The sequence below is a fragment of the Empedobacter falsenii genome, assembly GCF_013488205.1.
In the GTDB taxonomy this organism is placed as follows: domain Bacteria; phylum Bacteroidota; class Bacteroidia; order Flavobacteriales; family Weeksellaceae; genus Empedobacter; species Empedobacter falsenii_C.
In genome coordinates this window covers 3,350,142-3,375,931 of the sequence record NZ_CP040908.1, presented here as the reverse complement: position 1 = coordinate 3,375,931, position 25,790 = coordinate 3,350,142, and the positions used below count along the sequence as shown (strand labels likewise).

The 25,790-nt window shown below is 31.7% G+C and carries 23 protein-coding genes; 10 read left to right on the top strand and 13 right to left on the bottom strand.

Annotated features, from left to right (window positions below):
• Positions 1-11 precede the first annotated feature (11 nt).
• The 4 genes from FH779_RS15755 (at position 12) to FH779_RS15740 (ending at position 7,259) form a co-directional block, all read left to right on the top strand.
• Positions 12-2,399, top strand: coding sequence for a TonB-dependent receptor plug domain-containing protein (locus FH779_RS15755; RefSeq protein WP_180905384.1), 2,388 nt, complete (start codon positions 12-14; stop codon positions 2,397-2,399).
• Between the two features lie 69 nt (positions 2,400-2,468).
• Positions 2,469-3,758 carry an APC family permease gene (locus FH779_RS15750; protein WP_180905383.1) on the top strand — a complete coding sequence of 430 codons (1,290 nt, stop codon included), beginning with the start codon at positions 2,469-2,471 and terminating at the stop codon, positions 3,756-3,758.
• 115 nt (positions 3,759-3,873) lie between these two features.
• Positions 3,874-7,026, top strand: a complete 3,153-nt coding sequence (locus tag FH779_RS15745; protein WP_180905382.1) for a M43 family zinc metalloprotease — start codon at positions 3,874-3,876, stop codon at positions 7,024-7,026.
• Positions 7,026-7,259 carry a hypothetical protein gene (locus FH779_RS15740; protein WP_180905381.1) on the top strand — a complete coding sequence of 78 codons (234 nt, stop codon included), beginning with the start codon at positions 7,026-7,028 and terminating at the stop codon, positions 7,257-7,259. The genes FH779_RS15745 and FH779_RS15740 overlap by 1 nt, the downstream gene beginning before the upstream one ends.
• Positions 7,260-7,300: 41 nt before the next feature.
• On the opposite strand, the gene FH779_RS15735 is transcribed toward FH779_RS15740, so the two are convergent.
• From FH779_RS15735 to FH779_RS15725, 3 genes are all read right to left on the bottom strand, one after another.
• Complete coding sequence (locus FH779_RS15735; protein ID WP_180905380.1) at positions 7,301-9,307, bottom strand: flavohemoglobin expression-modulating QEGLA motif protein; 2,007 nt, start codon at positions 9,305-9,307, stop codon at positions 7,301-7,303.
• Complete coding sequence (gene gshB, locus FH779_RS15730) at positions 9,304-10,284, bottom strand: glutathione synthase (RefSeq protein ID WP_180905379.1); 981 nt, start codon at positions 10,282-10,284, stop codon at positions 9,304-9,306. The genes FH779_RS15735 and gshB overlap by 4 nt, the downstream gene beginning before the upstream one ends.
• A 184-nt stretch (positions 10,285-10,468) precedes the next feature.
• Complete coding sequence (locus FH779_RS15725) at positions 10,469-10,984, bottom strand: TlpA family protein disulfide reductase (protein ID WP_180905378.1); 516 nt, start codon at positions 10,982-10,984, stop codon at positions 10,469-10,471.
• Between the two features lie 112 nt (positions 10,985-11,096).
• Between FH779_RS15725 and pth the strand changes: the two genes are divergently transcribed.
• The 3 genes from pth to FH779_RS15710 are packed head-to-tail and all read left to right on the top strand — an operon-like array spanning position 11,097 to position 12,296.
• Positions 11,097-11,663 carry an aminoacyl-tRNA hydrolase gene (pth, locus tag FH779_RS15720; RefSeq protein WP_038336392.1) on the top strand — a complete coding sequence of 189 codons (567 nt, stop codon included), beginning with the start codon at positions 11,097-11,099 and terminating at the stop codon, positions 11,661-11,663.
• The gene (locus FH779_RS15715; RefSeq protein WP_114998727.1) at positions 11,653-12,066 is read left to right on the top strand and encodes a rhodanese-like domain-containing protein; all 414 of its coding nucleotides are present in this window, start codon (positions 11,653-11,655) and stop codon (positions 12,064-12,066) included. Before pth ends, FH779_RS15715 begins: the two co-directional genes overlap by 11 nt.
• Positions 12,066-12,296 (top strand): DUF3820 family protein, encoded by a 231-nt coding sequence (locus FH779_RS15710; protein ID WP_114998729.1) that lies wholly within the window; start codon positions 12,066-12,068, stop codon positions 12,294-12,296. The genes FH779_RS15715 and FH779_RS15710 overlap by 1 nt, the downstream gene beginning before the upstream one ends.
• On the opposite strand, the gene FH779_RS15705 is transcribed toward FH779_RS15710, so the two are convergent.
• The 6 genes from FH779_RS15705 to FH779_RS15680 all read right to left on the bottom strand — a co-directional run bounded on the left by FH779_RS15705 (position 12,293) and on the right by FH779_RS15680 (position 15,642).
• Positions 12,293-12,733, bottom strand: coding sequence for a GNAT family N-acetyltransferase (locus tag FH779_RS15705; RefSeq protein WP_180905377.1), 441 nt, complete (start codon positions 12,731-12,733; stop codon positions 12,293-12,295). The two genes, FH779_RS15710 and FH779_RS15705, sit on opposite strands and share 4 nt — an antisense overlap.
• On the bottom strand, positions 12,730-13,086 hold the full coding sequence (locus FH779_RS15700) for a hypothetical protein (protein ID WP_180905376.1): 357 nt from the start codon (positions 13,084-13,086) through the stop codon (positions 12,730-12,732). The genes FH779_RS15705 and FH779_RS15700 overlap by 4 nt, the downstream gene beginning before the upstream one ends.
• A gap of 32 nt (positions 13,087-13,118) precedes the next feature.
• Positions 13,119-13,685, bottom strand: coding sequence for a nicotinate (nicotinamide) nucleotide adenylyltransferase (gene nadD, locus FH779_RS15695; protein WP_180905375.1), 567 nt, complete (start codon positions 13,683-13,685; stop codon positions 13,119-13,121).
• Between the two features lie 75 nt (positions 13,686-13,760).
• Positions 13,761-14,345: a Maf family nucleotide pyrophosphatase gene (locus FH779_RS15690; protein ID WP_180905374.1), complete on the bottom strand. Its 585-nt coding sequence runs from the start codon at positions 14,343-14,345 to the stop codon at positions 13,761-13,763.
• Between the two features lie 11 nt (positions 14,346-14,356).
• The gene (locus FH779_RS15685) at positions 14,357-14,881 is read right to left on the bottom strand and encodes a KdsC family phosphatase (protein WP_180905373.1); all 525 of its coding nucleotides are present in this window, start codon (positions 14,879-14,881) and stop codon (positions 14,357-14,359) included.
• Positions 14,878-15,642 (bottom strand): Rossmann-like and DUF2520 domain-containing protein, encoded by a 765-nt coding sequence (locus FH779_RS15680; protein ID WP_038336382.1) that lies wholly within the window; start codon positions 15,640-15,642, stop codon positions 14,878-14,880. The genes FH779_RS15685 and FH779_RS15680 overlap by 4 nt, the downstream gene beginning before the upstream one ends.
• Before the next feature lie 299 nt (positions 15,643-15,941).
• On the opposite strand from FH779_RS15680, the gene FH779_RS15675 reads away from it, so the two are divergent.
• Positions 15,942-18,350: a TonB-dependent receptor gene (locus FH779_RS15675; protein WP_180905372.1), complete on the top strand. Its 2,409-nt coding sequence runs from the start codon at positions 15,942-15,944 to the stop codon at positions 18,348-18,350.
• Positions 18,351-18,450: 100 nt separating this feature from the next.
• Here FH779_RS15675 and FH779_RS15670 read toward each other — a convergent pair whose 3' ends face one another.
• From FH779_RS15670 to FH779_RS15655, 4 genes are all read right to left on the bottom strand, one after another.
• On the bottom strand, positions 18,451-19,611 hold the full coding sequence (locus FH779_RS15670) for a dicarboxylate/amino acid:cation symporter (protein ID WP_180905371.1): 1,161 nt from the start codon (positions 19,609-19,611) through the stop codon (positions 18,451-18,453).
• A 116-nt stretch (positions 19,612-19,727) separates the two neighbouring features.
• On the bottom strand, positions 19,728-21,575 hold the full coding sequence (locus FH779_RS15665; RefSeq protein WP_180905370.1) for a LysM peptidoglycan-binding domain-containing protein: 1,848 nt from the start codon (positions 21,573-21,575) through the stop codon (positions 19,728-19,730).
• 42 nt (positions 21,576-21,617) lie between these two features.
• Positions 21,618-23,216 carry a bacillithiol biosynthesis cysteine-adding enzyme BshC gene (bshC, locus tag FH779_RS15660; protein WP_180905369.1) on the bottom strand — a complete coding sequence of 533 codons (1,599 nt, stop codon included), beginning with the start codon at positions 23,214-23,216 and terminating at the stop codon, positions 21,618-21,620.
• Positions 23,217-24,113, bottom strand: a complete 897-nt coding sequence (locus tag FH779_RS15655; RefSeq protein ID WP_180905368.1) for a glycerophosphodiester phosphodiesterase family protein — start codon at positions 24,111-24,113, stop codon at positions 23,217-23,219.
• A 90-nt stretch (positions 24,114-24,203) separates the two neighbouring features.
• Here FH779_RS15655 and FH779_RS15650 point away from each other — a divergent pair, with 90 nt between their 5' ends.
• Together FH779_RS15650 and FH779_RS15645 are read left to right on the top strand one after the other, a co-directional pair.
• The gene (locus FH779_RS15650; RefSeq protein ID WP_180905367.1) at positions 24,204-24,638 is read left to right on the top strand and encodes a hypothetical protein; all 435 of its coding nucleotides are present in this window, start codon (positions 24,204-24,206) and stop codon (positions 24,636-24,638) included.
• Between the two features lie 119 nt (positions 24,639-24,757).
• Entirely contained in the window at positions 24,758-25,732 is a 975-nt protein-coding gene (locus FH779_RS15645) for a hypothetical protein (RefSeq protein ID WP_180905366.1), read from the top strand.
• The last annotated feature ends 58 nt before the right edge of the window (positions 25,733-25,790 follow it).

Sequence of the window (25,790 nt, the reverse complement as noted above, 5' to 3'; positions counted from 1 at the left end):
GAAAATTAAAAATGAAAAGAAACAAATTTTTACTTGCTTCATTCGCATTTATTTGCGCATCTACACTTTTCGCTCAAGAAGTTGAAAAGGAGGAAACAAATCTTAACGAGGTTATTTTAATCGGTGGTCGTACATCAGAAAGAACGGTGGTTAATTCGTCAGTTCCTGTCGATATTATCGATGTTGAGAAATTGAAAACGTCTTCTCCTCAATTGAGTGTGAATGATATTTTGAATGTGGTTATTCCTTCTTTTAATTCGGTTCGTCAATCATCTGCCGATGGAACGGAGCATATCGATCCTGTGACGTTGCGTGGAATGGGGCCAGATCAGGTTTTGGTTTTGATTAATGGAAAACGTCGTCACACAACTTCGTTGGTGAATTACCAAAATACGGTAGGGAATGGTTCTGTAGGAACAGATTTAGGCGCAATTCCGATTTCAGCGATTGATAAAATTGAAGTTTTACGTGATGGTGCAGCTGCGCAATATGGTTCTGATGCGATTGCGGGGGTTGTAAATATTGTTTTGAAATCTAAACCAGGTGGTGACGCGTCTTTAACGTATGGTCAGACTTCTCGAAATGATGGAGAAACATACAATTTTAACGGAAGTTATGGAACGAAATTAGGACAATCAGGTTCAATTGTTTTTTCGGCGGTTGTAAGTGAGCGCAAGAAAACGAATCGTTCAAAAGATCATAATTTAGATATTTTTGGAGATAATTTCGCATACGATTTTGCAGATGATCCAGATGCAGCAAGAGCTGCGGATGATGCTAAAATTGCTGCTTTAGGACTTTCGAGAAAAGATTTTAGATTTCAAATTGGAGATGCGGCAATCAAAAATCAACAATTTTTTGTAAATGCTGAAACGGCGATTAATGATCGATTAGATTTTTATTCATTTGGAGGAGTTTCTTTACGTCAAGGAAATGGATTTGGTTTTAGAAGATTACCAAGCGAATTGTCTGAAGATGCGTTAAAAATTTATCCAAATGGTTTTCAAGCTACCTTAAAATCTAATGTAAATGATTATTCAAATTCGACAGGATTACGTTATTCATATGATGGATGGAAAGTTGAATTGAGTAATACTTTTGGTTTAAATTCATTCAAATATGATTTAGAAAATTCAATTAATCAATCATTAGGCTTAAATTCTCCAACCGATTTTTACGCAGGGAAACATCAATTTTTGCAAAATACAGTCAATTTAGATTTTTCGAAACGAATCAATCAAAATGTTAGTTTAGCGTTTGGAGGAGAATATCGTTTTGAACAATATAAAATCGAAGCTGGAGATGAAGCTTCTTACTCAGGTTCTGGATCTGAATCTTTTGTAGGATTTTCTCCATTGAATGCTGTAAAAGGTGATCGTCATTCAGTTGCGGCTTATGTAGATGGAGAATTGAAATTTGGAGATTTTACAGCTGATTTAGCTGGACGATTCGAAAATTACTCAGATTTTGGAAGTACAATCAATGGAAAATTAGCGATGCGATATGAATACGCAAAAGGATATTCGGTTCGTGGAGCAATTTCGACAGGATTTAGAGCGCCTTCTTTGCAACAAAAATACTTCAGTAATTCATATACTGATTTATTCTTGAATGATAATGGTGATCAAGTTTTGGTAACAAAAGGAATTATCCGAAATGAGTCTGAATTGTCGAAAGAAATTGGTTTGGATAAATTGAAAGAAGAAAAATCAATCAATGCAAGTTTAGGTTTAACATTTCGTCCAACTTCAAAATTATTTATCACATTGGATGGATATTTTATAAAAGTTGATGACCGAATTGTTTTGACTTCTGATATTACAGATCCTGCTTTAGAAAAATATAATGTAGCGACAGCGCGTATTTTTACGAATGCAATTGATACTGAAACCAAAGGTTTGGATTTAGTAATTTCCTATGATACTCGTTTAGGTCGAGGAAAATTGAATGCAAGTTTATCAGGAAATATCAATGAAACAAAGATTGTCGGTTATCATTTTCCAACAGCTTTGACAATTCCAACAGAAGAATTTTTTGGTCCTGATCAAGTCAATATTATCGAATCATTAAGCCCAAAAACAAAAGCAACTTTAGGATTGAATTATGCAATTTCTGGATTCAATTTTATGGTACGTAACACGTATTTTGGAAAAGTGACTAAAGATGGATATCCTTGGGGAAGTATCCAAGAGCACACGGGAAAAGTGGTGACGGATGCTTCGATTGGTTATGATATTACAAAGAATTTCAACTTTACAATTGGTGCAAATAATTTGTTTGATGTTTTCCCAGACAAACAAGTTTACGAAAATTCTTATTATGGAGTTTTTCCGTATGCGCCGGTGCAAATGGGGATGACAGGAGCGTATTATTTTGCGCGCGCAAGTTTTAAATTTTAATCAATAATAAAATATTCTAAGTGTCAATTTTAATGTAAATTCAAACATTCAATTGGCACTTTTTTGTGTATGGCACATTCAAAAATTGGTTGGAAAACCGCAGCAGCTTTAGTGATTTCGAATATGATCGGAACAGGTGTTTTTACCAGTTTGGGTTATCAAATTTCTGATCTAAAAAATACAACTTCTATCTTATTATTGTGGTTAATAGGAGGATTTTTAGCGTTGATTGGCGCATTTATTTATTCGGAATTAGCGTCAAAATTTAAACAATCAGGAGGAGATTATATTTATTTATCTCGGACATTTCATCCCGTTTTTGGTTATTTATCAAGTTGGATTTCTTTGTTTGTAGGCTTCTCTGCTCCAATTTCTTTAGCGGCTTTGGCAATGGGAAAATACCTCAATGTTTTTGGGTTGAATTTAGGAAAAGAATTTGCAATAGCTATGATTTTGATTGTCGCAGTTTTTCAATCATTCAGTCTAAATTTGAGTAGTAAATTTCAGAATATTTTTACTATTCTTAAAGTTATATTTATCATCGTTTTAATTGCTTTAGGTTTTTATTTTGCTCCAGCAGTTGAGCCAAACGCGGTACTTTTTGATTCGACTTGGAAAAGTGAATTGTTACTTCCAGCATTTGCGACTTCTTTGGTTTATGTCACTTTTGCTTACACAGGTTGGAATTCTGCTTCATATATCGTAGAAGAAATTGAGCAACCAAAACGGAATTTACCAAAAGCGTTATTTATAGGCGTTATTTTTGTCACGATTTCTTATGTTTTATTAAATTATATTTTCTTGAAACATGCATCATCAGCAGCTTTGGCTGGACAAGAAAATGTTGCAAATATTTCGTTCGACAATCTACTTGGAAATAATGTGAAATGGGTGAGTTGCTTTATTGCTTTGCAATTGATTGCGACGATTAGCGGTTATTTGTGGATTGGTTCTCGTTTGACACAAGCCACCGCGCGCGAAAATAAATTGTGGAATTTTATGGCAAAAGAGAATAAAAATAGAATTCCGGTTCGTGCAATTTGGGTGCATACAACAATTAGTATTTTGCTTATTTTTTCAGGAGATTTTGAAGTGATTTTTACCTATACATCGTTTGTTTTACAAATTTTGGCCACATTGGCAGTTTGTACAGCGTTCTTTATCAAACAAGATCAATTAACCATTATCAAAAGTAAATTCTTTTATGTTTTACCTGCGATATTTTTAGCATTTAGTTTATACATCTGTTATTTCGTTTTGATGCAAAAACCAAAAGAAAGTTTATTTGGTTTAGGAATTATCGCATTAGGAATTGTATTATTCTATTTTGATAAGAGAATTGAGAAAGAGAAAAATTAGCTATAAATCTTAAGATAAAAAGAATAATTAAACGTTTAAAATAAATTAAACGTTTAATAAACGGATAATTCATTTATTATATAGAATTTTAACATATTAATTAACATAAATTAGTATGATAAAAAAATTACTCTATTTCAATCTCTTAGCTTCGTTAAGTATGTTTGGAGGTTTGGTCAATGCACAAGAATATTGTTCATTTGATGAAGTCAATAAAAGATATTTGGCGGAAAATCCTCAAGTACAGCAAATGGTTAACATTGCTGAGAGAGAAATTGCATTAGCAACTAAAAACGGAAAACTTCTTAACAAAACAGCTGGACAAATTTATGAAATACCTGTTGTGGTTCATGTTTTTGCAGATAAATCAACTTTAGGAACTTTAGGAAATCCTTCTGATGCTCAAATTGTAGAATGGATAGATTTTACTAACAAGTTGTATGCTAATACTTATTATTCAGGAAATAATAGTACTGCATTCCCTTTTCGTTTGGTTTTAGCAAAACGTAATCCTAATTGTGAAAATACAACTGGAATTGTACGTTTTAATTTATCTAATAATCAGGATTATAATGATTTTGGATTAAAGTTTAGTGGTACAAAAGGTGTTACTGAAACTGAACTAAGACAAATGAGTCGTTGGGATCCAACAAGTTACTATAATATATATGTAACGAATAAAATAGATGGTTTTAATGGAACTTCTGGAGGAGGAACTAATGGTTATGCGTATTTATTTGGAGCAGCAGGAGGTGATGTCGATGGAGCTTATCACCACGCAGGAGTAGTAGGAAAAGATAAGCCTACTTTAGGACATGAGTTTGGACATGCACTTGGTTTGTATCATACTTTTGGACAAGAGAATTCAACTACTGCTTGTCAAACAACTTTTGCCGATGATCCATACACAACAGGAGATCTTGTTTGGGATACAGCACCTACAATAAATGGAAACTATTATTATTCAGTTTATGGAGTTTCTCAGCCTACAAGTGCAATTATCAATGGTTGTACAAATGAACCTTTTGATAATGTTGTTACAAACGTAATGAATTATGGAAGCTATCGTAATAAATTTACTCAAGGACAAGTAGAGAGATCAGTTGAATTATTCTTACAATATAGAAGATCTCTTTTAAATTCAAAAGCTCTAGAACCAATTGATAATAATAACCAAATAACATTAACCCAGAGCTGTATTCCTAATGCTTCAACAGTAGCTCAAGGTAGTTATGGATATGGAATGACTAGAGTGCAATTTGGAAGTATTGACGTTTCTTCATCACCAAAAGATGGAACAAATAATTATTATAACGATTATTCTAAATCATGTCTAATTAAAAATAATTCGACAGATATTCTAGAAGGAAAAACTTATGAATTAAAACTTACAGAGAGGACACCAAATGCAATGTCATTTATAGCTTATTTAGATTTGAACAATGATGGAGTTTTTACAAATGATGAGATTTTATTAACGAAAAGTAATGTTGCAAGTGAAACAAATGTTTGGGTAGATAAAACACATACATATTCTGTTGTGATTCCAAATGGAGCCGTTAAAGATACGCCTCTTAGATTACGAATTATAGGAGATTCTCAAACTGCAAGTTTTGAAGCATGTGGTGTGAGAACTCGTGGTGAAATTGAAGATTATGCAGTAACTGTTAAATCTAACAATACAATTTGGAATGGAACAGCTTGGAGTAATGGATTACCAGATGCTACAAAAGAAGCTATTGTAAAAGGAGATCTATCTTTATCAACTAATATTGTTACATCGAAATTAGCATTAGAATCAGGTTCTATAACAGTAAAAGCTAATGCTATTTTGAAAGTTGAAAATGAAATCATTAATAAATTAACTGCTGATAAATTTATTATTGAAGACGGAGGAAATGTTATTCAAACAAATGCTGTAACAAATACAGGAAGTTTCACAGCAATCACAAATAGTAAACCGATGATTTTTAATGATGCAACATTATGGTCGTCTCCAGTAAATGGTCAAAATGTACGTAGTTTCTCGCCAAATACTTTAGATAAACGTTTTTATATTTATAATGAACAAACGAATAAGTTTGCAAGTTTGTTTGTAAATGATCCGTTATATCCAAATAGTAATTTACAAAATCCTGCAACATATAATTTCGAGAATGGATTAGGTTACCACATTCGTGTAGCAAACAATCATACACAAACAGCTCCAGGAGCCATTTTTGCTGGTAAATTTATAGGAAACTTAAATAATGGAAATTATACAAAATCAGTTACGAAACAAAATTTAGGTTATCATTTAATAGGGAATCCTTACCCATCCTCTCTTGATGCTAAAAAGTTCTTGCAAGCAAATCCTTCTGTAAAAGCATTGTATTTTTGGACACACCAAGCTCCATTAACTTCTGCTGGTTATGCTAGTAATAACTATGCTTCATATAATCTAACAGGAGGAACACAAGCTGCTGCTGGAGGTGTTATTCCGAATGGGATTATAGGTAAAGGACAAGGATTTATTGCAGAAATTAATGCTGCTACTACTTTAAAATTTGATAATACTCAACGTACAGATTTGAGTGCGATTTTTTACAAAAATGAAGATGATTCAAAACGAATTTGGATTGATTTATTTGAAGGAACTCAAGCTAAAAACCAAATATTAATTGGTTATGTACAAGATGCAACAAACGAATTTGACGAAAGAATGGATGCGAAACTTAATCAAAATTATGATGGTTCTGCTATTTACTCATTGATTAATAATTTGTCTGATCGATTTGTAATTCAAGGTAGAGCTTTACCATTTAATAATGATGATACTGTGAAATTAGGACTTGATGCAAAAGCAAATGCGTCATATACAATTCAATTGAATAATACAGAAAATATTGCAGATGATGTTTCAATCTTTTTGTACGATAAAGTAGATAAACAAATTGTTGATTTAAGAAAACAAGCTTATACATTTAATGTACAAGAAGGTATTAATAATGATCGTTTCGAATTAATGTTTACGAATAAAACATTAGGAATTAGTAATGTGACGAAGCAAGAAACGGTTGTATTTAAGAAAAATAATACAATTGTAATTCAATCTCCAAAAGAAATAAAATCAGTAGAAGTTTATGATATTTCTGGACGAAAAGTTTTATCTAAGTCTACTTCTGGAAAAGAGATCACATTATCTAATTTACCTAAAACGAATCAAGTATTGGTAATTAAAGTAATCAATACAGATCAAACAATTACTAACACTAAAATCCTATTCTAATGAAAAAAATTATCTTAATAACATTATTTTCATTTTCACATTTAGCTTTTGCTAATGAGCAGGAAGAAGTTTCTTTTTTCTCAAGTTCTAAAGCTTCAAATGATATTGGAACTGTAGACGATCCTGATGATCCAAATGCTACACCAATCTCGGATTATGTATATCCATTAATAGTTTTGGCAACTGCTGTTGGATTTTATTATACTAGAAAGAAAATAGTAGTCAAAAATTAAAAACAAAACCCACTCAGATTTGAGTGGGTTTTTATTTTTTTTTAATCTTTTATTCCATTAAAAATATATTGTAAAATCGGATTGATTTCTGGATTTTCAAGATGTTTTTTGAAAATTTTGGTATGATATTTTGGTTTATTAATCATTTTACGCTCAACTAATTCGTCAATTGTATCAATGTATTCAACCGAAGTTTTTCCAATCAATAAATTATCCAAAGAACGTCCTTGATCAACATAATTCAAAATTGTTTTCAAACCTTTCAAGTAAAGCGCATCTTTTGTAAAACCACCACCACGATAAACACGAGTTGTCAGATAAAATGCGTCTTCTGGTTGCATTTTGTATTCTTCCATCAACGTCATAAATGTTTCGTTGAACGATTTTCCATTTGTCAACATATGTACCGCCATTACGCGCAAACCAAGTTCTCTTAAACGGCTATGATTAATAGAATCAGAATAATACTCACTTAAAATCGCTAAACCTTCTTGTGTCAACGTATTCACAGGTAAACCAATACTAAAGATTTTTAATGGTTGATCCAACGCGTTCATCGTTGTCACCATATGAACTCCAATTTCGTGCTCAATTAAACCATTTGTAAAACGTTTGTCAAACTTAACGCCACGCTTAATCACAACTTTTCTCTTACTATTTATCACAAGCGCTTTTGAAGCGATATCATCCGAAACTTCGATGTCAAATTTGAAACCATAATCATTTGTAGCATTTCTAAAAAGATTAACCACTTCTTCCTCTGTATAATTGCCTTGTTTATCCATTCTAAACTCAGGACAATAAAGGATAAAATTCGCATTTTCGATATCTTTTTTAGATGGTTCGCCAAAATAACGCAACGAATTGTACAGAAATTTATCCGTACCAAGATTCGCTAACAAATCTACTTTATCAAAATAAGCGTTAATCGTGTTAACATACATATTTTGAATACTAATATCATTGATTTTTTCGACTTTAATATTCGATAATTTTCGTTTAAATTCGAATGGATCAATGTTAAGCGGATTGTACTTAAATTGTGGTTCGTATGTATATTTTGAAGCTAAGAATTTCTTCTTTTCAAATTCTAAATTAATCGGATTGATAACACTTAACAACTCAAAATTCTGAACCAATTGATACAATTGTTTATCAATTTTGACCAAATCAGATTCTAATTCATTGTGCAAAATATTCACTTGCTTAGAACCTACTTTGTACGTCGTTTCCGTTTTTACGAACTCGTAAGCGTGGTTAAGAATCGCCGATTTGAAACCTTCTTTTATTTGGTTAATAATCTCAGGAAAAGATTCTCCTGTTAATTCATCACAATAAATTTTTGAAACTTCTGTGGCTAAAACCAATGTATTTTTGAATCGATTTGTAACAAATTCTAACAAATATCCGCGTCCATAAAATACATCGTTAATCGCTGAATAATTGTGAATATTTTCTAACTCAATATTCGCTAATTCATCGCGCCAACTTTCTACATAATTTCCATAACGTTCGTTGTCAACTCGCTCTGCACCAATGTTGAATACAGGAACCGGACGATCCCAACGTTTCCAATTGTACGAATGAATATCATAAACCAAACATGATTTAAATTTAGTTTCAAGCTTATTGATTAAAGCTTCTAAAACCTCATAAAAAGCGTGATGTTTTGCAATACTTTTTTGTTTTTGAGAAACCGACAAAGGCTCTTTCCAAACCTGTTTTCCCCAAGCTTCTTCGTACACAGCAGTTTCTGGACCACGATTTAGATCGTATTCAAATCGAGAATCACAACCTTGAATTAAGATTGGAAAAGTTTCTACAAACTCAGCTGTATGCGGATCTTCCTCGTACCAACGTTCATAATTGCTTAATAAACATTTTTCGCGAATATCTTCGCGCATTTGTCCACCATCATGAATGGCAGCACAAACGTAAGGAATGTATTCGTCTATCTTTATTTTGAATGATTCGTCTTCTGCATAAGCTTCAAATACAATTTCGTTCTCAATATTATCTAAAATTTGCTGTATACTTATGGATTTCATGCTTTAAATTCTTTATATTTCTCCAATAACATCGACACAATTTGTTTCTGAATTTCGTTGTTATTGTTTACATTATTGTGAGGAACAATTCCTCCAGGACTTACGACATTTAGCTCAACCATTTTCCCGTTAATCAAATCGATTCCGCAAAAATAAATTCCATCTTCATTTAGTTGTTTTCCTATTTTACGGCACAATTCTAACTCATGTTCACTCATGTCATGTCTAATCGCAGAACCACCAGCCGAAATATTAGAACGGTGATCGCCTTCTGCAGGAACACGCATAATTGCACCAATTGGTTCTCCATTAATCACAATGGCGCGAACATCACCTTTTTCTGCACCTTCTATATAATTTTGACAAATAATAGGCTGAGAATTTCCGGTATGATTGATATAAAAATCGCAAATCGAGCTTAAGTTACCAATATTTTTTCGTTCGAAAAGTATAACACCTTTACCACCCATTCCGTCTAAAGGTTTGATGATAAATTTCTCGAAATCATTTTCCTCTACAAACGATTTTATCAAATCGATATCTTTTGTAATAAGTGTTTGAGGAACAATTGTTTCTTGACCATCATCAAAAGAAGCGGCGTATATTTTGTTATTTGCTTTACGTAATCCCGAAATTTTGTTAACGAAGAAAACTTTTTCTTCAATTAATTCTAACATATTCAACAAAAGCGGATCAATTGGTGGATCGGCTCTCATAAAAATTATGTCAAATTCGGTCAAATCTTTTATACTACTTTCAAATTTCATGGTGTGATAAAATTCAACACAATCATTTGTTTCTGTAGTTATCATCTTTTTGCAGTTTCCTACAACTTTGCCCTTGGCAATAGAGATATCTTTTTTTGTTAAATAGGATACTTCAAATCCACGATCTACGCATTCTTTAATAATTCGCATAGTGGTGTCTTTTCCTGGTTCAACCTTGTCCCAAGGATACATTACGAAGCATATTTTCATATAAATAAAAAGGGTATTAAAATCAATGCAATAATAACTAAAAGTTTGATACAAAAAATGATCTATAAAAAATTATAGAATATTTATTTTTATTCTATGAAAGGTATTGATTTCTAATGATTAATAAAAGAAAATGGTGATTGATTTTTCAATTTCAATCACCATTTGGTTGGTAAACTATAAACTATTTATTTCTTAAACGATCAATTGTTTCTTGAACTTTAGGATCATCAGCTTTTACGCTGTAATAATCTGCAATTTTTCCATTTTGATCAAGAACCAAATATCTCGGTATCCAATTTAAATCAATCCCTGTGCCAAAATTGCCTTTCCAGTTGTTTCCTAAGTAAAAGTGTTGACCCTCAATTTGATATTTTTCAATACCATTTTTCCAAGCTTCCTCATTCTTGTCCATTGAAAGGTAAACAAAGGTTACATCAGGATTTTTTTCGTGCAAAGATTTCAAAGCTGGCATGTTTTTGATACAATCTCCACACCAAGTTGCCCATAAATCTAATAGAACAATTTTTCCTTTATAATTCGAAAAAACTTTTCCTATAGTTGTCGAATTTCCATCCAAATCAACTACACTATCTTGCAAAGCAGCAGCGGGAAATTCAGTTTTCATCACCGACGGAATATTTTGCGCAAACGCATTCATTCCAATAAATAATATAAAAACGCTAATTATTTTGTTCATGATAAATTTTTATCGATTTCTTGTATTTTCAAAATCTATACCAATTTAGTAGATTTTAAAGCGAAGTTAAATATTTATTTCTAATCATTGCAAAAAGATGTAATTTTGTTTCATGCAAAAATATCTGATTATTGGGCTTGGTAATATTGGTGCTCAATACGAAAATACTCGTCATAATATTGGCTTCAAGGTTGTTGAAGAAGTTGCTAAGAAAGTTGATGCTAAATTTTCGCCATCAAATTTTGGTGAAGTGGCTCAGTTCAAATACAAAGCGCGTCCAGTTACGTTGTTAAAACCAAATACATACATGAATTTAAGTGGGGATGCGGTTCGTTTTTGGATGAAAAAAGAAAATATTTCGTTAGAAAATATTTTTGTCATTACAGATGATTTGAACTTGCCTTTCGGAACAATTCGTATGCGTGGAAAAGGTAGCGATGGTGGACACAATGGTTTGAAGGATATTCAGAATAAAGTTGGCGGACAAAATTATGCGCGATTACGCTTTGGTGTAGGAAACGAGTTTTCGGAAGGTAAACAAGTGGATTACGTATTAGGCGATTGGTCGGCAGAAGAAAATGAAAAAATGAATGAACGATTAAATTTGGCTGCTGATGCAGTTTTGTCGTTTATTTTTCAAGGATTAGGGAATACAATGAATCAATATAATGGTAAATAAAATTTTAGGAGTTGCAATGATTGCAGGAACACTTTTTTTAGGTTCTTGTGCAAGCAATTCGTCAAGTTCAGAAGGAAAAGAAGCGAAAATAGAAGAAGTAACTTCGACATTAGACAATGTAAATGAAATCAATTTCAAGAACAAAAAGAATGTTTTGTTAGACGTTCGTACACCTGAAGAATTTGCTGAAGGTCATGTTCCTGGAGCGGTAAACATTGATGTGAAAAATCCAAATTTCGAAGAAGAAATTCAGAAATTAGACACAAAAAAGAATTATTTTATTTATTGCAAATCTGGTGTTAGAGCAAAATTGGCAACAGAAAAAATGCAAGAAAAAGGTTTCAAAAATGCGAAGAATTTCAAAGATGGAATGTCGACGTACAAAGGAACTGTAGCAAAATAATGGAAGGATTTCGTCCCGAAATATTAAAAGAAATTGTCACAACAAAAATGCCTTTCGGTAAATATGAAGGGCGATTGTTGTGCGATTTACCTGTTTCTTATCTGGAATGGTTTGTTGGTAAAGGTGGTTTTCCGAAAGGAAAATTAGGCGTTTTATTATCGACCGTTTACGAAATAAAACTAAATGGTTTAGAAGATATTATCTACGAATTGAAACGTCAATTTGGTTAAACTTCCCATTCATAAAAATTTGCATCATCGCGCAATTGAAATCCAGCACTTGGATATAATGAATTTCCAATATGATTTGTAACACTGGTTTCTAACAGCATCGCGCAAGCATCAGTTTTGCGGCATAAACTTTTTGCTTCTTCAATCAATTCTCTTGAAAAACCTTGTCCGCGAAATTCTGGCGAAACAAATAAATCGTTCAAAATCCAGAAACGTTTCATTCGAGTAGATGAAAATGAAGGAAACAATTGTACAAAACCAACTGCTTTTTCGTCTTTATTATAGGCTAAAAAGATAACCGATTCGTCATTTATGATTCTGGCTTTTAGAAATTCTTCTGCTGCTTTTACATCAGATTTTTTATTATAAAATTGACGATACGCATCAAATAAAGGAACTATTTCTTGTAAATTATTTATAGAGGCTTGTTTTGTCATGATTCTGTGATTAAATATTCTTTTTTATTGTATTGATCTACAAAATATAATTGATTATTTCTGTATCTCATTTCTCCAAAAACAGATTTTATATTTTCTAATACAATTTTATATTGAAGCGTAAATATATCTATTGCAATAAGATTTGTATCTGGATTTTTAGTAGAATTCCATTGTTGTAAATATATCATCGAATTGTGTTTATAAAACCAATCTCCAAAGATTTTATTATTCAATTCTTTAATTTCTGGATTAGAATTAAGCGAGAAAAAAGTTGGACCAAATCGAATTTCTCCAGCAAATTGTTTTTGAATTATTAATGATTCATATTCTATAAAATTTTCCCAATCCATAATCTTCAAATTCTATCATTTTCAAATTAAATTCATCCATACAAATTACTTCCATCCAAATATTCCCAAACTTTTGGAGGTAACATAGGTTTTATATTTTTTCCATTTTTGATTGCATTTCTGATAAATGTAGAAGAAATTTCCATCAAAGGCGCTTCAACGATTTCGACATTATCCAAATTTTCTTCTTGCGAATAACCAGGACGCGGATAAACATACAATTGATAATCGCGCATTAAAATCTCAGCGTTTTTCCATTTCGAAATTCCATCCAAATTATCAGAACCCATAATCAACGCAAAATCATGCTCAGGAAATTTTTCGTTTAGATGAATTAAGGTATCAATTGTGTACGAAGGTTTTGTTAATGTAAATTCGATGTTAGATGCACGCAGATTAGGATAATCTTTAATCGCTAATTCTACCATTTCTAATCGATCATATTCATTTGCCAAAGAACTTTTTTTCTTCAACGGATTTTGAGGCGAAACCACAAACCAAACCTGATCCAAATCGGTGAATTGTTGAAAATGATTGGCAATAATTAAATGTCCGACATGAATAGGATTGAATGATCCAAAATATAAACCGACTTTCATAAAATTGATTTTTTAGAAAAACAAAAATACGATAATTGTAGAATAAAAAAATCCAGCCGAAGCTGGATTGTATCTTTAGAATTTCACTAATTCTTTATATAGCTTGTGTGTAGGAAGTCCCATTACATTGAAATAACTTCCATTCATATTGTCCACACCTATGTAACCAATCCATTCCTGAACGCCATAAGCACCCGCTTTATCGAATGGTTTGTAATTATCGATATAGAAATAAATTTCTTCGTCCGTTAAATTTACAAAAGTAACTTGCGTTTCGTCCGAAAAAGTAACTTCTTTCTCTACAGAACGAATTGTAACCGATGTATAAACTGAATGTGTTTTTCCGCTTAATTTTTTAATCATTTCGTACGCTTCTTCTCTATTCGAAGCTTTTTCTAACGACTCATCATCAACCCAAACAGTTGTATCCGATGTAATAATTAAATCATTTGGTTGAATATCCGTATAAGCTTTTGCTTTTTTAGCGGAAAGATATTCGGTGATTTGTTCTTTCTTGAATTCGTTGCGATCAAATGTTTCGTCAATATCCAATGAAATTGTCGAAAATTTCAATCCTAATCCAGCTAAAAGTTCTTTTCTTCTTGGCGATTGTGATGCCAAAATAATATTGGTATCTTTTAATTTTTCTGTTAATAACATTTCAAATTCTTTTATACAGAAGCTACTTCTTCTGCATTATACCATTTGTTTTGAACTTTCAAGATTTGTTCTAATAAATCACGAACACAACCTTTTCCGCCGTTTTCTGGTGAAATATATTCCGAAGCTTTGCGAACATCCATACACGCATCGTTTGGACAAGCTGATAGTCCTACTAAATTCATCACAGCTAAATCTGGATAATCATCGCCCATATACGCAATTTCATCAGGATCTAATCCATAAGAAAAAAGTAAATCTTCAAAAGCTTCTACTTTATTACGTTTGTTCACGTAAATATCTGTTAACCCTAAATATTTTAAACGATTCACAACAGCTTCATCTCTTCCCCCTGTAATCACCGCAATTCGTATTCCTTGTTTGATGGCTAATTGCATTGCATAACCATCTCGCGTATTCATTGTTCTCACCATTTCGCCAGTTGGTAATAAAATTAAATTTCCATCTGTCAAAACTCCATCTACATCTAAAATAACGGTTTTAATGTTATTTAGTTTTTCTTTATAACTTATCATTTTTCGTAAACTCGTTTGATTGAATCTGTCAATATTTGGTAAATCTGTAATAATCTCGAATCATCTTGTAAGGCCTCTAAATGACGATCAATAATCACTTGATCTCCACGTTTTGCTGGACCAGTTTGCGCATCTTTTGGACTCATTTCGATCACTTTATTTGCTGTTTCCTGTATAAGAGGCAACAAAACATCGAATGGAACATTGTTTTGTTCACAAATATTTCCAGCGATATAATATAAATGATTGACAAAATTATTTGCCCAAACACCTGTCATATGCACTTGCATTCTACTTGCAAAATTTAGTTCGTGAACTTCGTTTGAAATACGATTTCCTAATTCATTCAGTTTTTTCAAATCTTCAGAATTTTCCGCCTCGATGAAAAACGGAATATTATCATATCGCATCGTTCTTTCTTTGGAAAAAGTTTGCAACGGATAAAAAACGCCTTTTCGATAATCGCCTTTCAGAACAGACATTGGAGACGAACCAGAAGTATGGACAACCAAAACATCATCGTACGGAATATAATGTGAAAATTCTTCAATACCAGAATCGGCACTCGCAATAATATAAATATCTGCTTTTTCTATTTCAGAAATTTTATCTGTGTATGAAATTCTATTTGCTTCTCCGATTTCTCTAGCGTGTTCTAATGTTCTATTGAAAATTTGTCGAACATTGCAAGTGTTTTCGATTAATGCACGAGTTAAGTGAAACGCAACATTTCCCGCACCTAATATGACAATTGAACTCAATGTTTTAGCAATTTTTTGATTAATATTAATTGAATGATAAATGTAAGTTTTTCAGTCGAGGAAAAAAATTTTTAAAAAAAATTAAAAATTCTTGTAACATTTTGAAAGTTGTTGCGTCTTATTAGTAAAATCATCCAACAATTAGGTTTATGTATTATGTAAAACATAGTACTTTAAAATTTTAAAAAAAGTTTAAATATTTTGTAACAAAACATTTTTTAGAACGTCTAATTAGGAAAAAGTACGGACAATTCTTACTATGTATTATGTAAAACATAGTACTATTAAAAATATTAACTATGAGATTAAACAAATTTACTTTAGCTATTCTTTTCTCCGTTTGCTCTATTTACGGATTCTCGCAGGAACAACATCCTGTGAAAGGAAAGATTGAAAATGCAAAAAATGAAGCGGTTGGTATGGCTGCAATTCAGATTTATAAAGCAGATTCAAAAGAATTATTCGATGAAGTCTATGCGAACGCAGACGGAACATTCGAGATTCCAGATTTGGAAGACGGAAATTATCGTTTGGTGATTACAGAATTTGGATATCAACAATCTGTAACAACTGCAGAAGTAAAAGGAGGTGAGTTAAATTTAGGAAATATCATTTTACAAGCTGCAAAGACTGAAACCGTAGAATTAAAAGGTGCTTTTGTACGTGCAGAAGTTTCTCAATATCGCAACGAAATAGATAAACGTGTTGTTGAAGTAGGAAATGATTTGATTTCTTCTGGAGCGGATGCTGCTGCGGTTTTGAATAACATTCCGTCTGTAAATGTAGATCAACAAACAGGAGAATTATCATTACGTGGAAATGAAAATGTAAAAATTTATATTGACGGAAAACCTTCGTCATTATCTGCATCGCAAGTATTGAAGCAAATTCCTTCGAATCAAATTCAGCGTGTAGAAATCATCACAAATCCTTCTGCAAAATATGAAGCGGATGGAAAATCTGGAATCATCAATATTGTGATGGTAAAAGGAAAGAAAAAAGGATACAATGTTGCGTTGAGTACAGGTTATGAGCAAGGAAAGAAAAGTCGTTTCAATAATTCGTTAACAGCAAATGTAAATACAGGTTCTTTCAACTTTTTTGGAAATTATAGTTACAATAAGCGTCCGAGTGAATTTCATGGTTCTTTAAATAATTTTGACACAAATTTCAAAAGTGCAATTGATATTTTAAACAACGATGAAAGCCAAGCAGGTAAAATTGGTTTCGACTGGTTTATCAACGACAAGACAGCTTTAACGGTTTATACAAATCAATGGTTTGGAAAAGGAACAGGACTGATTGGATCGGATATGGTGAATACCAAAACGCAAGAGTTTTATCCTAATAATTCAAATTTTGATGGAGATTGGAGAAGTCAAGATTATAGTTTGAATTTCAAACGTGATTTTGACAAAGTAGATCACAACATTGTTTTAGACGCATTTTACTCGAGAGCTAAAAGTGTAGATTTACGAAACATGCATAATTTTTATCCAGAAGAAGTAAAGTATTATGAAGATCGTGATGACAGAACAAATAACATTCGTGTTAATTTAGATTATACAAACCAAATCAAAGATGGTGGAAAAATAGAGGCTGGATTACAATTTAGAAGAGAAGATAATGATAATATTTTATTAACTGACCGAAGAATAATTGTAAAAGGTGAAATATACAATCCAAGTACAGACTTCAACTTCACAAGAGATTTCTTTTCTGCATATGTAAATTATGGTCAGAAATTCGGGAAGTTTGGAATGCAATTAGGTTTACGTGCAGAACAGTTTAAAGATAAAGGTGATTTCGTTGTTAATGTAAATGAAGAAGGAAAAATAGAACAAGATAAATTAGATTTCTTTCCATCAGCTTTTTTAACATATGATGTTACCGAAAAAGGTCAAGTGTCATTAAATTATAGCCGCCGTATTGACCGTCCAGGAATTGGGCAATTATCTCCAGTACCAGAATGGTCTACACCAATGATGTCAAGTATCGGAAATCCTTATTTAAAGCCAGAATATACAGATAATTTCGAAGTAGGGTATTTACAACGAATTGGTAAAAATTCTATTTCTGCGAATGTGTTTTACAGACATGTCAAAGATAATATCTTCAGAAATGTTTTACGAAATGAAGAAGTTTATGGAGCATATATTCAGAATTACCTAAACTACGATAAAGTAGATGCATATGGTTTTGAATTAGCATTTAACCTTGTGCCAACAAAATGGTGGTCATCTAATATCAGTGGAGATTATACGCATAATACAATGGTTGTTCAACAAGAGAAAGAAGAAAATGGAGTTAAAGTTCCTTACTTTGTCGAAATTGATGCAAATCGTTTAACAGCTCGCATGAACAATACATTCAAAGTTTCGAAAGCTATCAGTTTACAACATTTCTTTATGTATCAAGGTAAATACAAATTTATCCAAGGAGAAATGCGCGATATGTGGCGTATGGATTTAGGAGCGCGTTACACATTTATGGGTGGAAAAGCAAGTTTGAGTGCACGTGTAAGTGATATTTTTAGAACATTTTATGGACGTTTAGAAATGTATAATCCAGATAGAGCAACAGGAAAATTCCGTTGGGAAGCACATACAATGAACATCGGATTTACGTATAATTTCGGTGGAAAAGTACGAAATCGTGCAGAAGCTCAACAAAACAAATCTGAGCAATCAGGAGGAGTTGGTTTCTAATAAATAAAGAACATTCTTCATTTATTTAAATATTCTTAAAACTAAAAAGAGTTCCAATATTTTTTGGAACTCTTTTTTATTGGGTTATTTTTTATTGAACTTATTTCTTGAATAATTTATTCAATGTTACAGCAATAGCACCATCTCCAGTCACATTTCCTGCTGTCCCGAAACTATCCATTGCGATATAAAGTGCAATCATCAACGCTTGATTTTCTGCATTAAATCCTAACATCGAAGCAATAATACCAATCGCTGCCATAATCGCTCCACCAGGAACTCCAGGTGCTGCAACCATCGCAATTCCAAGCATCATCATAAATCCTAAAAATTGAACAAAATCAATTTCCATACCTTGTATTAACATCAATGCTAAACAACAACAAACGATTTTTAACATCGAACCAGATAAATGAATTGTTGCACACAACGGCACAGCGAAATTGGCAATTTCATCTCGAACTCCAATTTTCTTTACTTGCGCAATTGTTACAGGAATTGTAGCCGCTGAAGATTGTGTTCCTAATGCTGTGAAATAGGCTGGTAACATCAATTTCATCATGCTAAATGGATTCTTTTTCGCAATAATTCCTGCAATTGTAAATTGAAGCACTAATAAGAAAACATGTAGCACGAAAATTACACCAATTATTTTCAAAAATACATTCATAATTGTTACCACTTGTCCTGAATATGACATGTTCAAGAAGATTCCGAAAATGAAAATTGGTAATAATGGAATGATTAAATTTTGAATTAAATACGTAATAATTTCTTCAAAATCATCTGCAAATTTCCCAAAAGTCGAATCTTTCAATCGTGATAATCCAATTCCGAAAAGAAATGAAAATACCAAAGCTGGCATTACATCAAATAACGGAGGAAATTCTATCGAAAAGTATGGTGTAAATTCTTTTGCTTTTTCGGCTAAATTAATTTGACCAGTTTGATGTTCTAATAATTGTGGAAAGATAGACATACTCGCTGAGTAACCTAATAATCCTGAAAAAATGGTTGATCCGTAAGCAATTAAAACGGTTGCTAATAATAATTTTCCGGCTGTTTGTCCTAATCTTCCAATTGATGGAACAATTAATCCAACAATGATTAATGGAATCAAAAAGTTAAGTAATTCGCTAAAAAAATCATTGAAAGTCATAAAAATACGACCAATAGCTTCTGGTATTATTCCGCCGAGTGAAATTCCGAGTACAATGGCAAGAATAACTTTTACGAGTAAATTGTCTTTAAGTTTGTGCATAGTCAAATTTAGAAAAAATCCGTTCAATACAAGGTTTTAATTCTAAATGTTGATAAAAAGAAAAAAGCGATGCTAAATTTTAGCATCGCTTTTTGGTATATAATTTTTTGATAAAATTATTTTTTAGGTAAACGAACAATTCGGCTCGCATCATTCGTATAAGCTTTGCTTCCGCTTATTTTTTTGTATGCAAACTTCGATGCCAAACGTGTGTTTTCTGTTGTAATATTGTTGGTAACATCACCTTTATTATTCATTCTGTCCACAATATCGTACGTTACATCGTAACCTAATTGCTCGTAACGCGTCGGAAATTCACAATAAACTTCCTTGAAATCTTTGATTACACTTTGCACTTCCGTATCTCTTGTATTGATTAATCGCGCAGTACTAAACACAAAACCAAATTCGCGGAATGCATCGATATTTTTTGCATTATCTGCATTATAAACATCATAAACCGAAACCGATTTTATTCCGTAAGCTTTGATATTATCTTTGTTAAATGTTTTCAATTTCTCTAAATATTGTTTTCCCAAATTATCATCATCACCAACTAAAACCGTGATAATTGGTGTGTAATAATCTTCGCCGTTAACTTTATCATGTGGTTGAACAATTTTTGCAGCGCTATCTACAATGACAACATTTGCTTTCAACTGTTTTTCTAATTGCTTTTTCGTGTAATTTGCTAACTCTTGATCATCACGATTTGTTAACAAATAAACTTGTTCTCCAGCAAAGTTTTTCCCTATTTCTTCGATAATTTGATCTGCAATTACTTCATCTTTTGGATTAGAAATCAATAAATCATTGAAGGAATTTAACGAATCGTCATTTGCATAAGGCGAAATCACAGCAATACCAGAATTGCTAAAGAAATTCGCAACTTCCGTAACGTCAGACGTGTTCAATGGACCAATAACTGCATCTGTTTTACTGAAATCTGTTGTTGATAGAATATCTTGTAAGTTTCCACTTTTCGTGTCGATCACTTTTACATTTACATTTTTACCTTTTTTAGCCAAACGAGTCAACGCTAATTTAGCTCCAGTAAAAAATTGCATCGCTTGCGAATTTTTCAATTGCGGATTATTTGCAACATCAAAAGGTAGCATAATCGCAACATTAATTTCGTTATCGTTCGCACGTTTCAGCTTTCCTGCAGTTCCGTATTTTATGATTTTAGCATTTTTTTGCAAAGGAATTTTAAGTGTCATTCCAGCTTTTAAACCATTGATCAAATCAGGATTTAAGCGCAATAATTCATCTAAATTTGTGTTGTATTTTTCTAAAATTCCGTAAGCCGAATCTCCATTCTGAACAACATAATTGATTGTGTTTTCTTCAATCACAACAGAACCAGATTTTTTAGGAATTGTAATTACCATTCCTTCTTTTACACCTGTTTGTAAAGCTGGATTTTCTGCATATAAATCGTCAACACTTACATTATATTGTTTTGCTAAAGTGTATAAAGTTTCTCCTTTTTTGATTAAATGTGTTCCTTTTGGAACAGAAAAAACTTTATTTGTCACATCTTTTGGAAGCTTGATTACGTCACCAACTTCTAAACCTCTTTCTTTGATTTGAGGGTTTAATGAGTTCAATGTTTCTTCCGAAATTTTATATTTTTTTGTCAAATTGTAAACCGTTTCTTTCGGCTCAATTGTAATATATTGATAATTATCGTCTGAAGTTTTTACGTTTGACGTAGTTGTTTGTGTATTGGTTTCAGTTGGTTTGGTTGTCGGAGTTCCTTTACCAGGAATCACAATCAAATCACCTGGATGAATCCCATTTTTTTCAATTTTAGGATTGGCTTTATACAATTCTTCTTGCGAAACACCATATTGTTTCGAAATTCCGTAAACGGTTTCTTTTGCTTGAACTGTATGCGTTTTTTGTTGAGCATAAAGTGCTGATGCACCAACAAATAACAATAAAGCTAATATTTTTTTCATTTAGATGAATTTTCGTGGTCAAATATACAAATTATGTTTTGTTTAGAGTTCCTCTTTCAATGTATTTATGATGAACTCAAAATCAAAAGGTCGAAGACTATCTTCAATAAAATCAATGAAATACTGAGTGTTAATATAATCAAAATTAGCAAAATTTTTCACACGTTCTTGCAAACCATTTTGTTGAGAAAGATCATTCAGTAATTGCTCGATTCTCTTCAATAAATCCTCATTTTTTTTCACTTCTGCATGCACCAAACGTTGTTTTATTTTCTCAAAACCTTTCAACTGTTTTGTACGCTGCGCTTGTATCATATCTGCAAAAGAAGATTCTGTTAACGAACTCAAATGTTCCAAACGTTCAAAAATACTTTTTAATTCTTCTTCCAATTCAGGAAGTTTTGGAGCAATTTCTGACGAATTTATCGAACGTTTTTTTGTGATGGCTAAACTATTCGAAAATAAATCTTCGTTTGATAAATCTAATTTTTGTTGCTTTTCGTATTGTTTTTCAGTTCGGATTAGCAATGAATTTCTCAAAACTAAAAGTGGAAAATCAACTTCAAATTGATCGAACATTTCTTTCAATTGCAACCAATAAGCCATTTCGCCACCGCCGCCAACATAGGCAACATTTGGTAAAATTTTTTCTTGGTACAACGGTCTCAAAATCACATTTGGACTAAATTTATCTGGATTTTGATGCAAATCGGTAATAATTTCTTCTTTCGAAAATTTGATTGAAGTGTTATTGACAAAATACGTTCCATTTTGTTCAACAATACGTTCGCGCGAATTATTTTGATTGATATAAAACAAGTTTATCTCACGAGGATTTACTTGAATAGAATAACCCAATTGTTCTAATTTCTCATTTTGAGGAATTACTTTTTTGAATGATGTTGACTGAATTAATTCTTCCTCAAAAGTTGGAATCATTAGTTTTTTTAATTCTTTATCATCTCCATCAATCATCAACAATCCAAGATCTTTGAATAATAAATGAACCAATTTTCTTGTAGCATCAGTCAAATTATCATTCGATAAATAAGAATCTTCAATTAGATTTTGTAATTCAGTTTTCTTTTTTCCATTTGGAATTAATGACAAAAATGAATCAAAAACTTTTTGTAAACCATCTGTTGATAAACGTCCAACTGGTCCGCCAAACTCTTTTTCCCAATGAATAATTCGATCTCCAAATTTGAAATGATTAATTTCTTCGAAATCGTGATCTTCTGTCGCCATCCAAAACATAGGAACAAAATTGATTTCACTTTGTTCATTATTCAATTCCTCGCATGCTTTGATGACTTGCAAAATCTTATAAAAAAAGAAGATTGGACCTGTAAATAAATTTAATTGATGTCCAGTCGTAATTGTTACTGTATTCTTTTCTCTTAATTTTTCTAGATTATTTTGTTGCTTTTTCGATAAATCTAAATGACTTAATTGTTTCGAAACTTGATCAACAAGAATTTCTCTATTTTTATAATGTTCAAGCTTATTTTTCGCTTGTTTTATATAGTTTTCTTTGGTTGGAAATAGGTTGTAGAAGTCTTTCAAATTCTCGTCTTGATTGATATAATTTAACATCAATTTTGAGAAATAATTTGAATCCTTAAGTGATATTGTTTCCATTTAATTTTTATTAATCGTTTGATGTACATCCATTGCTCTGTCCGTTGCAAAAATGTCGACACCATCTTTTTCTAAATCGCGGTAAAGTTGTCCATTTTTCGCCGAAGCACTTTTATCTAAGTTTCCTAAAGTTCCAAAAATGACCAAAATATCTTTGTCATGAATTTTATTTAAAAATGATTTATCATTGCGTCGAGTTCCCGTAAATGCAACCATTTTGTCAGTCGGAATTCCGCTGTTCATCATTTCATTAAATTCTCGTTCGTTTCGCATCGAAACAGATAATAACATATCTGGCGCAAGTTGATGCAACTTTTTCGCTTGACCAACTGTATACGTCACCAAAACAACCTGTTTTTGCATGTTTGCTTGTTCTATTGTCTTTACAATATCACGATAATCAACACCTTTTTTGATGTCAACCATAAAATAAATTGGTTTACTTTTTCCCCAATTTAACGCTTCTGCAAAAGTCGGAATTTTGTATGACGTTTGTTGTCCAAAATCATCTACCAAAAAGTATTCCTTAATGGTTTTTAAGTCAACTTGATTGACATCTTGTCGCCCTGTGCTTGTTCGTTGCAACGAATTATCGTGCATTAAAATAAGTTGATTATCCTTTGTTTCAGCAACATCAATCTCAAAAATTTGTATTCCTTTTTGATAAAGATGTTCAAAAGTTTCGATACAATTTTCGGGAAAACCATGTATTCTACTTCCGCCGCGATGCGCGCTGACAAAGTTTTTATTTTTGGTCGAATATTTGAAGGATATTTCTTCGGATGAAGTATTTTGATGTGTTTCGGATTGATTTTTCTTCGGATTACAACTAAAAATAGTCAGTAAACTGAACATTAAAATTCCGAGATAATATCGTTTAAAATAATTGAAATTCATATTTTTAAATAAAAAATTAAATTAATTCATTCTAAAATTGCGAATGAAGCTGTAAATTTAAACTGAAAATAATCAACAAAATAAATTATTATGGGACTTAGAACTTTTTTGAAAAGAATTTTAGGAAAAACTGAAACTGCGATTGATGTTGCGGGAGATAAATTTGACGATGTTTCGGCAACTGTAAAAAAAGCAGGAACATTGATTGCAGATGACGCATCGGATTTTGCGCGTAAAACAATCAATAATATAAAAGATGCTTCGGGTGATTTGAAAGAACAATCGAAAGAAGCCGCTAAAGATTTTAAAGAAAGATCGAAGCAAGATTATAACGATGTAAAAGATATTGCGGAAAAGCAAATGAAAGAAACAAGTGCTTTTGTGAAAGAGAAAGTTTCGGATTTGAAAGAAACTTTTAAAGAAGAAAAAACAGAATTGGAAGAAAAAGCTGATGAGTTAAAAACAAAAGCCGAAAATAAATTAGACGAAGCTTCTGAAGATATTAAAAAAGAGACAAACGATTAAAAAGTCTTTATTTATTAAGTTTTATTACAATTTATAAATGTTAAATTTAACATTAGTTATTGATTATTATAAAATTGGTTTAATTTTTGATTTAATAATTTTTCCTCGAAATAATTAAAATGACTGAATACAAAGATCTCGAGCCCTCTACAAACCCTAAACATAAAAATGAATTCGTAAAGAATATTATTATTGCTGTTTTAGCAGTATCCTTGTTATTAGCTATTGGGTATATTGTATATTCTAAAGAAGCAAATGCAAAATCTTCGATAGAAATGCAAAGTGATATCAATGATTTGGAACGATCTAGAGAAATTCTGAAACAAGAATTACGTATAATTAGATCAGATTTTGATGATGCTAAAACTCGTGTTGTAAAAAAAGATTCTTCTTTAAGTTATCAAGATCGATTGATTTTGGAGAAACAAAAAGAGATTCAATCAATCTTAAATAAAGAAGGAATTACAAGTGGAGAATTGCAACGTGCTAAACGTTTGATAACCTCTTTACAAGCAGATATTAAAGTTTATAAAGAAGAAATTGTTCGCTTGAAAGACGAAAATAAAAAGCTGACAAGCAAGAATACAGAGTTAACTTCGGAAAATTCTCATTTGAATGAGCAGAAAAAAACTGTTGAATCAAATTTGAGTACTGAAAAAGAAAATCATCAGAATTTAATCAAAGAAACAAATTCTACTTTATCGATTTCAAATTATACGATTAAAGGTTTGAGAGTAAAATCAAGCGGAAAAGAAGTGGAAACAACGCGAGCAAGAAGAATTGATAAGGTTAGAGTATCTTTTGATTTGGATAAAAACTTGAATGCGACTTCAGAAACCAAAGAATTGTATGTATCTATTTATAAACCAAGCGGCGAGATAGGAAAATTTAAAGGTGCTGATGCTGGTGAAACAACTTTACGTTCTGGATCTTCTGTAGAATATTCTGATCGTGTAAAAGTTAATTACAATAATATGTCTGGTTCAAGAGTTAATTTTGACTGGGTTGATTATGATTTTCCAAAAGGTGAATATAAAATCGATATTTACCAAAATGGATACAAAGTTGGTCAAAATGTGATTATACTTCGATAAATATTAAAATTATAAATAAAAAAATCTCTTCAATAATATTGAAGAGATTTTTTATTTT

Bases quoted from the DNA above. Each gene is read 5' to 3' on its own strand.
- FH779_RS15755 (WP_180905384.1), top strand. From the start codon at position 12: ATGAAAAGAAACAAATTTTTACTTGCTTCATTCGCATTTATTTGCGCA.
- FH779_RS15750 (WP_180905383.1), top strand. From the start codon at position 2,469: ATGGCACATTCAAAAATTGGTTGGAAAACCGCAGCAGCTTTAGTGATT.
- FH779_RS15745 (WP_180905382.1), top strand. From the start codon at position 3,874: ATGATAAAAAAATTACTCTATTTCAATCTCTTAGCTTCGTTAAGTATG.
- FH779_RS15740 (WP_180905381.1), top strand. From the start codon at position 7,026: ATGAAAAAAATTATCTTAATAACATTATTTTCATTTTCACATTTAGCT.
- FH779_RS15735 (WP_180905380.1), bottom strand. From the start codon at position 9,307: ATGAAATCCATAAGTATACAGCAAATTTTAGATAATATTGAGAACGAA.
- gshB (WP_180905379.1), bottom strand. From the start codon at position 10,284: ATGAAAATATGCTTCGTAATGTATCCTTGGGACAAGGTTGAACCAGGA.
- FH779_RS15725 (WP_180905378.1), bottom strand. From the start codon at position 10,984: ATGAACAAAATAATTAGCGTTTTTATATTATTTATTGGAATGAATGCG.
- pth (WP_038336392.1), top strand. From the start codon at position 11,097: ATGCAAAAATATCTGATTATTGGGCTTGGTAATATTGGTGCTCAATAC.
- FH779_RS15715 (WP_114998727.1), top strand. From the start codon at position 11,653: ATGGTAAATAAAATTTTAGGAGTTGCAATGATTGCAGGAACACTTTTT.
- FH779_RS15710 (WP_114998729.1), top strand. From the start codon at position 12,066: ATGGAAGGATTTCGTCCCGAAATATTAAAAGAAATTGTCACAACAAAA.
- FH779_RS15705 (WP_180905377.1), bottom strand. From the start codon at position 12,733: ATGACAAAACAAGCCTCTATAAATAATTTACAAGAAATAGTTCCTTTA.
- FH779_RS15700 (WP_180905376.1), bottom strand. From the start codon at position 13,086: ATGGATTGGGAAAATTTTATAGAATATGAATCATTAATAATTCAAAAA.
- nadD (WP_180905375.1), bottom strand. From the start codon at position 13,685: ATGAAAGTCGGTTTATATTTTGGATCATTCAATCCTATTCATGTCGGA.
- FH779_RS15690 (WP_180905374.1), bottom strand. From the start codon at position 14,345: ATGTTATTAACAGAAAAATTAAAAGATACCAATATTATTTTGGCATCA.
- FH779_RS15685 (WP_180905373.1), bottom strand. From the start codon at position 14,881: ATGATAAGTTATAAAGAAAAACTAAATAACATTAAAACCGTTATTTTA.
- FH779_RS15675 (WP_180905372.1), top strand. From the start codon at position 15,942: ATGAGATTAAACAAATTTACTTTAGCTATTCTTTTCTCCGTTTGCTCT.
- FH779_RS15670 (WP_180905371.1), bottom strand. From the start codon at position 19,611: ATGCACAAACTTAAAGACAATTTACTCGTAAAAGTTATTCTTGCCATT.
- FH779_RS15665 (WP_180905370.1), bottom strand. From the start codon at position 21,575: ATGAAAAAAATATTAGCTTTATTGTTATTTGTTGGTGCATCAGCACTT.
- bshC (WP_180905369.1), bottom strand. From the start codon at position 23,216: ATGGAAACAATATCACTTAAGGATTCAAATTATTTCTCAAAATTGATG.
- FH779_RS15655 (WP_180905368.1), bottom strand. From the start codon at position 24,113: ATGAATTTCAATTATTTTAAACGATATTATCTCGGAATTTTAATGTTC.
- FH779_RS15650 (WP_180905367.1), top strand. From the start codon at position 24,204: ATGGGACTTAGAACTTTTTTGAAAAGAATTTTAGGAAAAACTGAAACT.
- FH779_RS15645 (WP_180905366.1), top strand. From the start codon at position 24,758: ATGACTGAATACAAAGATCTCGAGCCCTCTACAAACCCTAAACATAAA.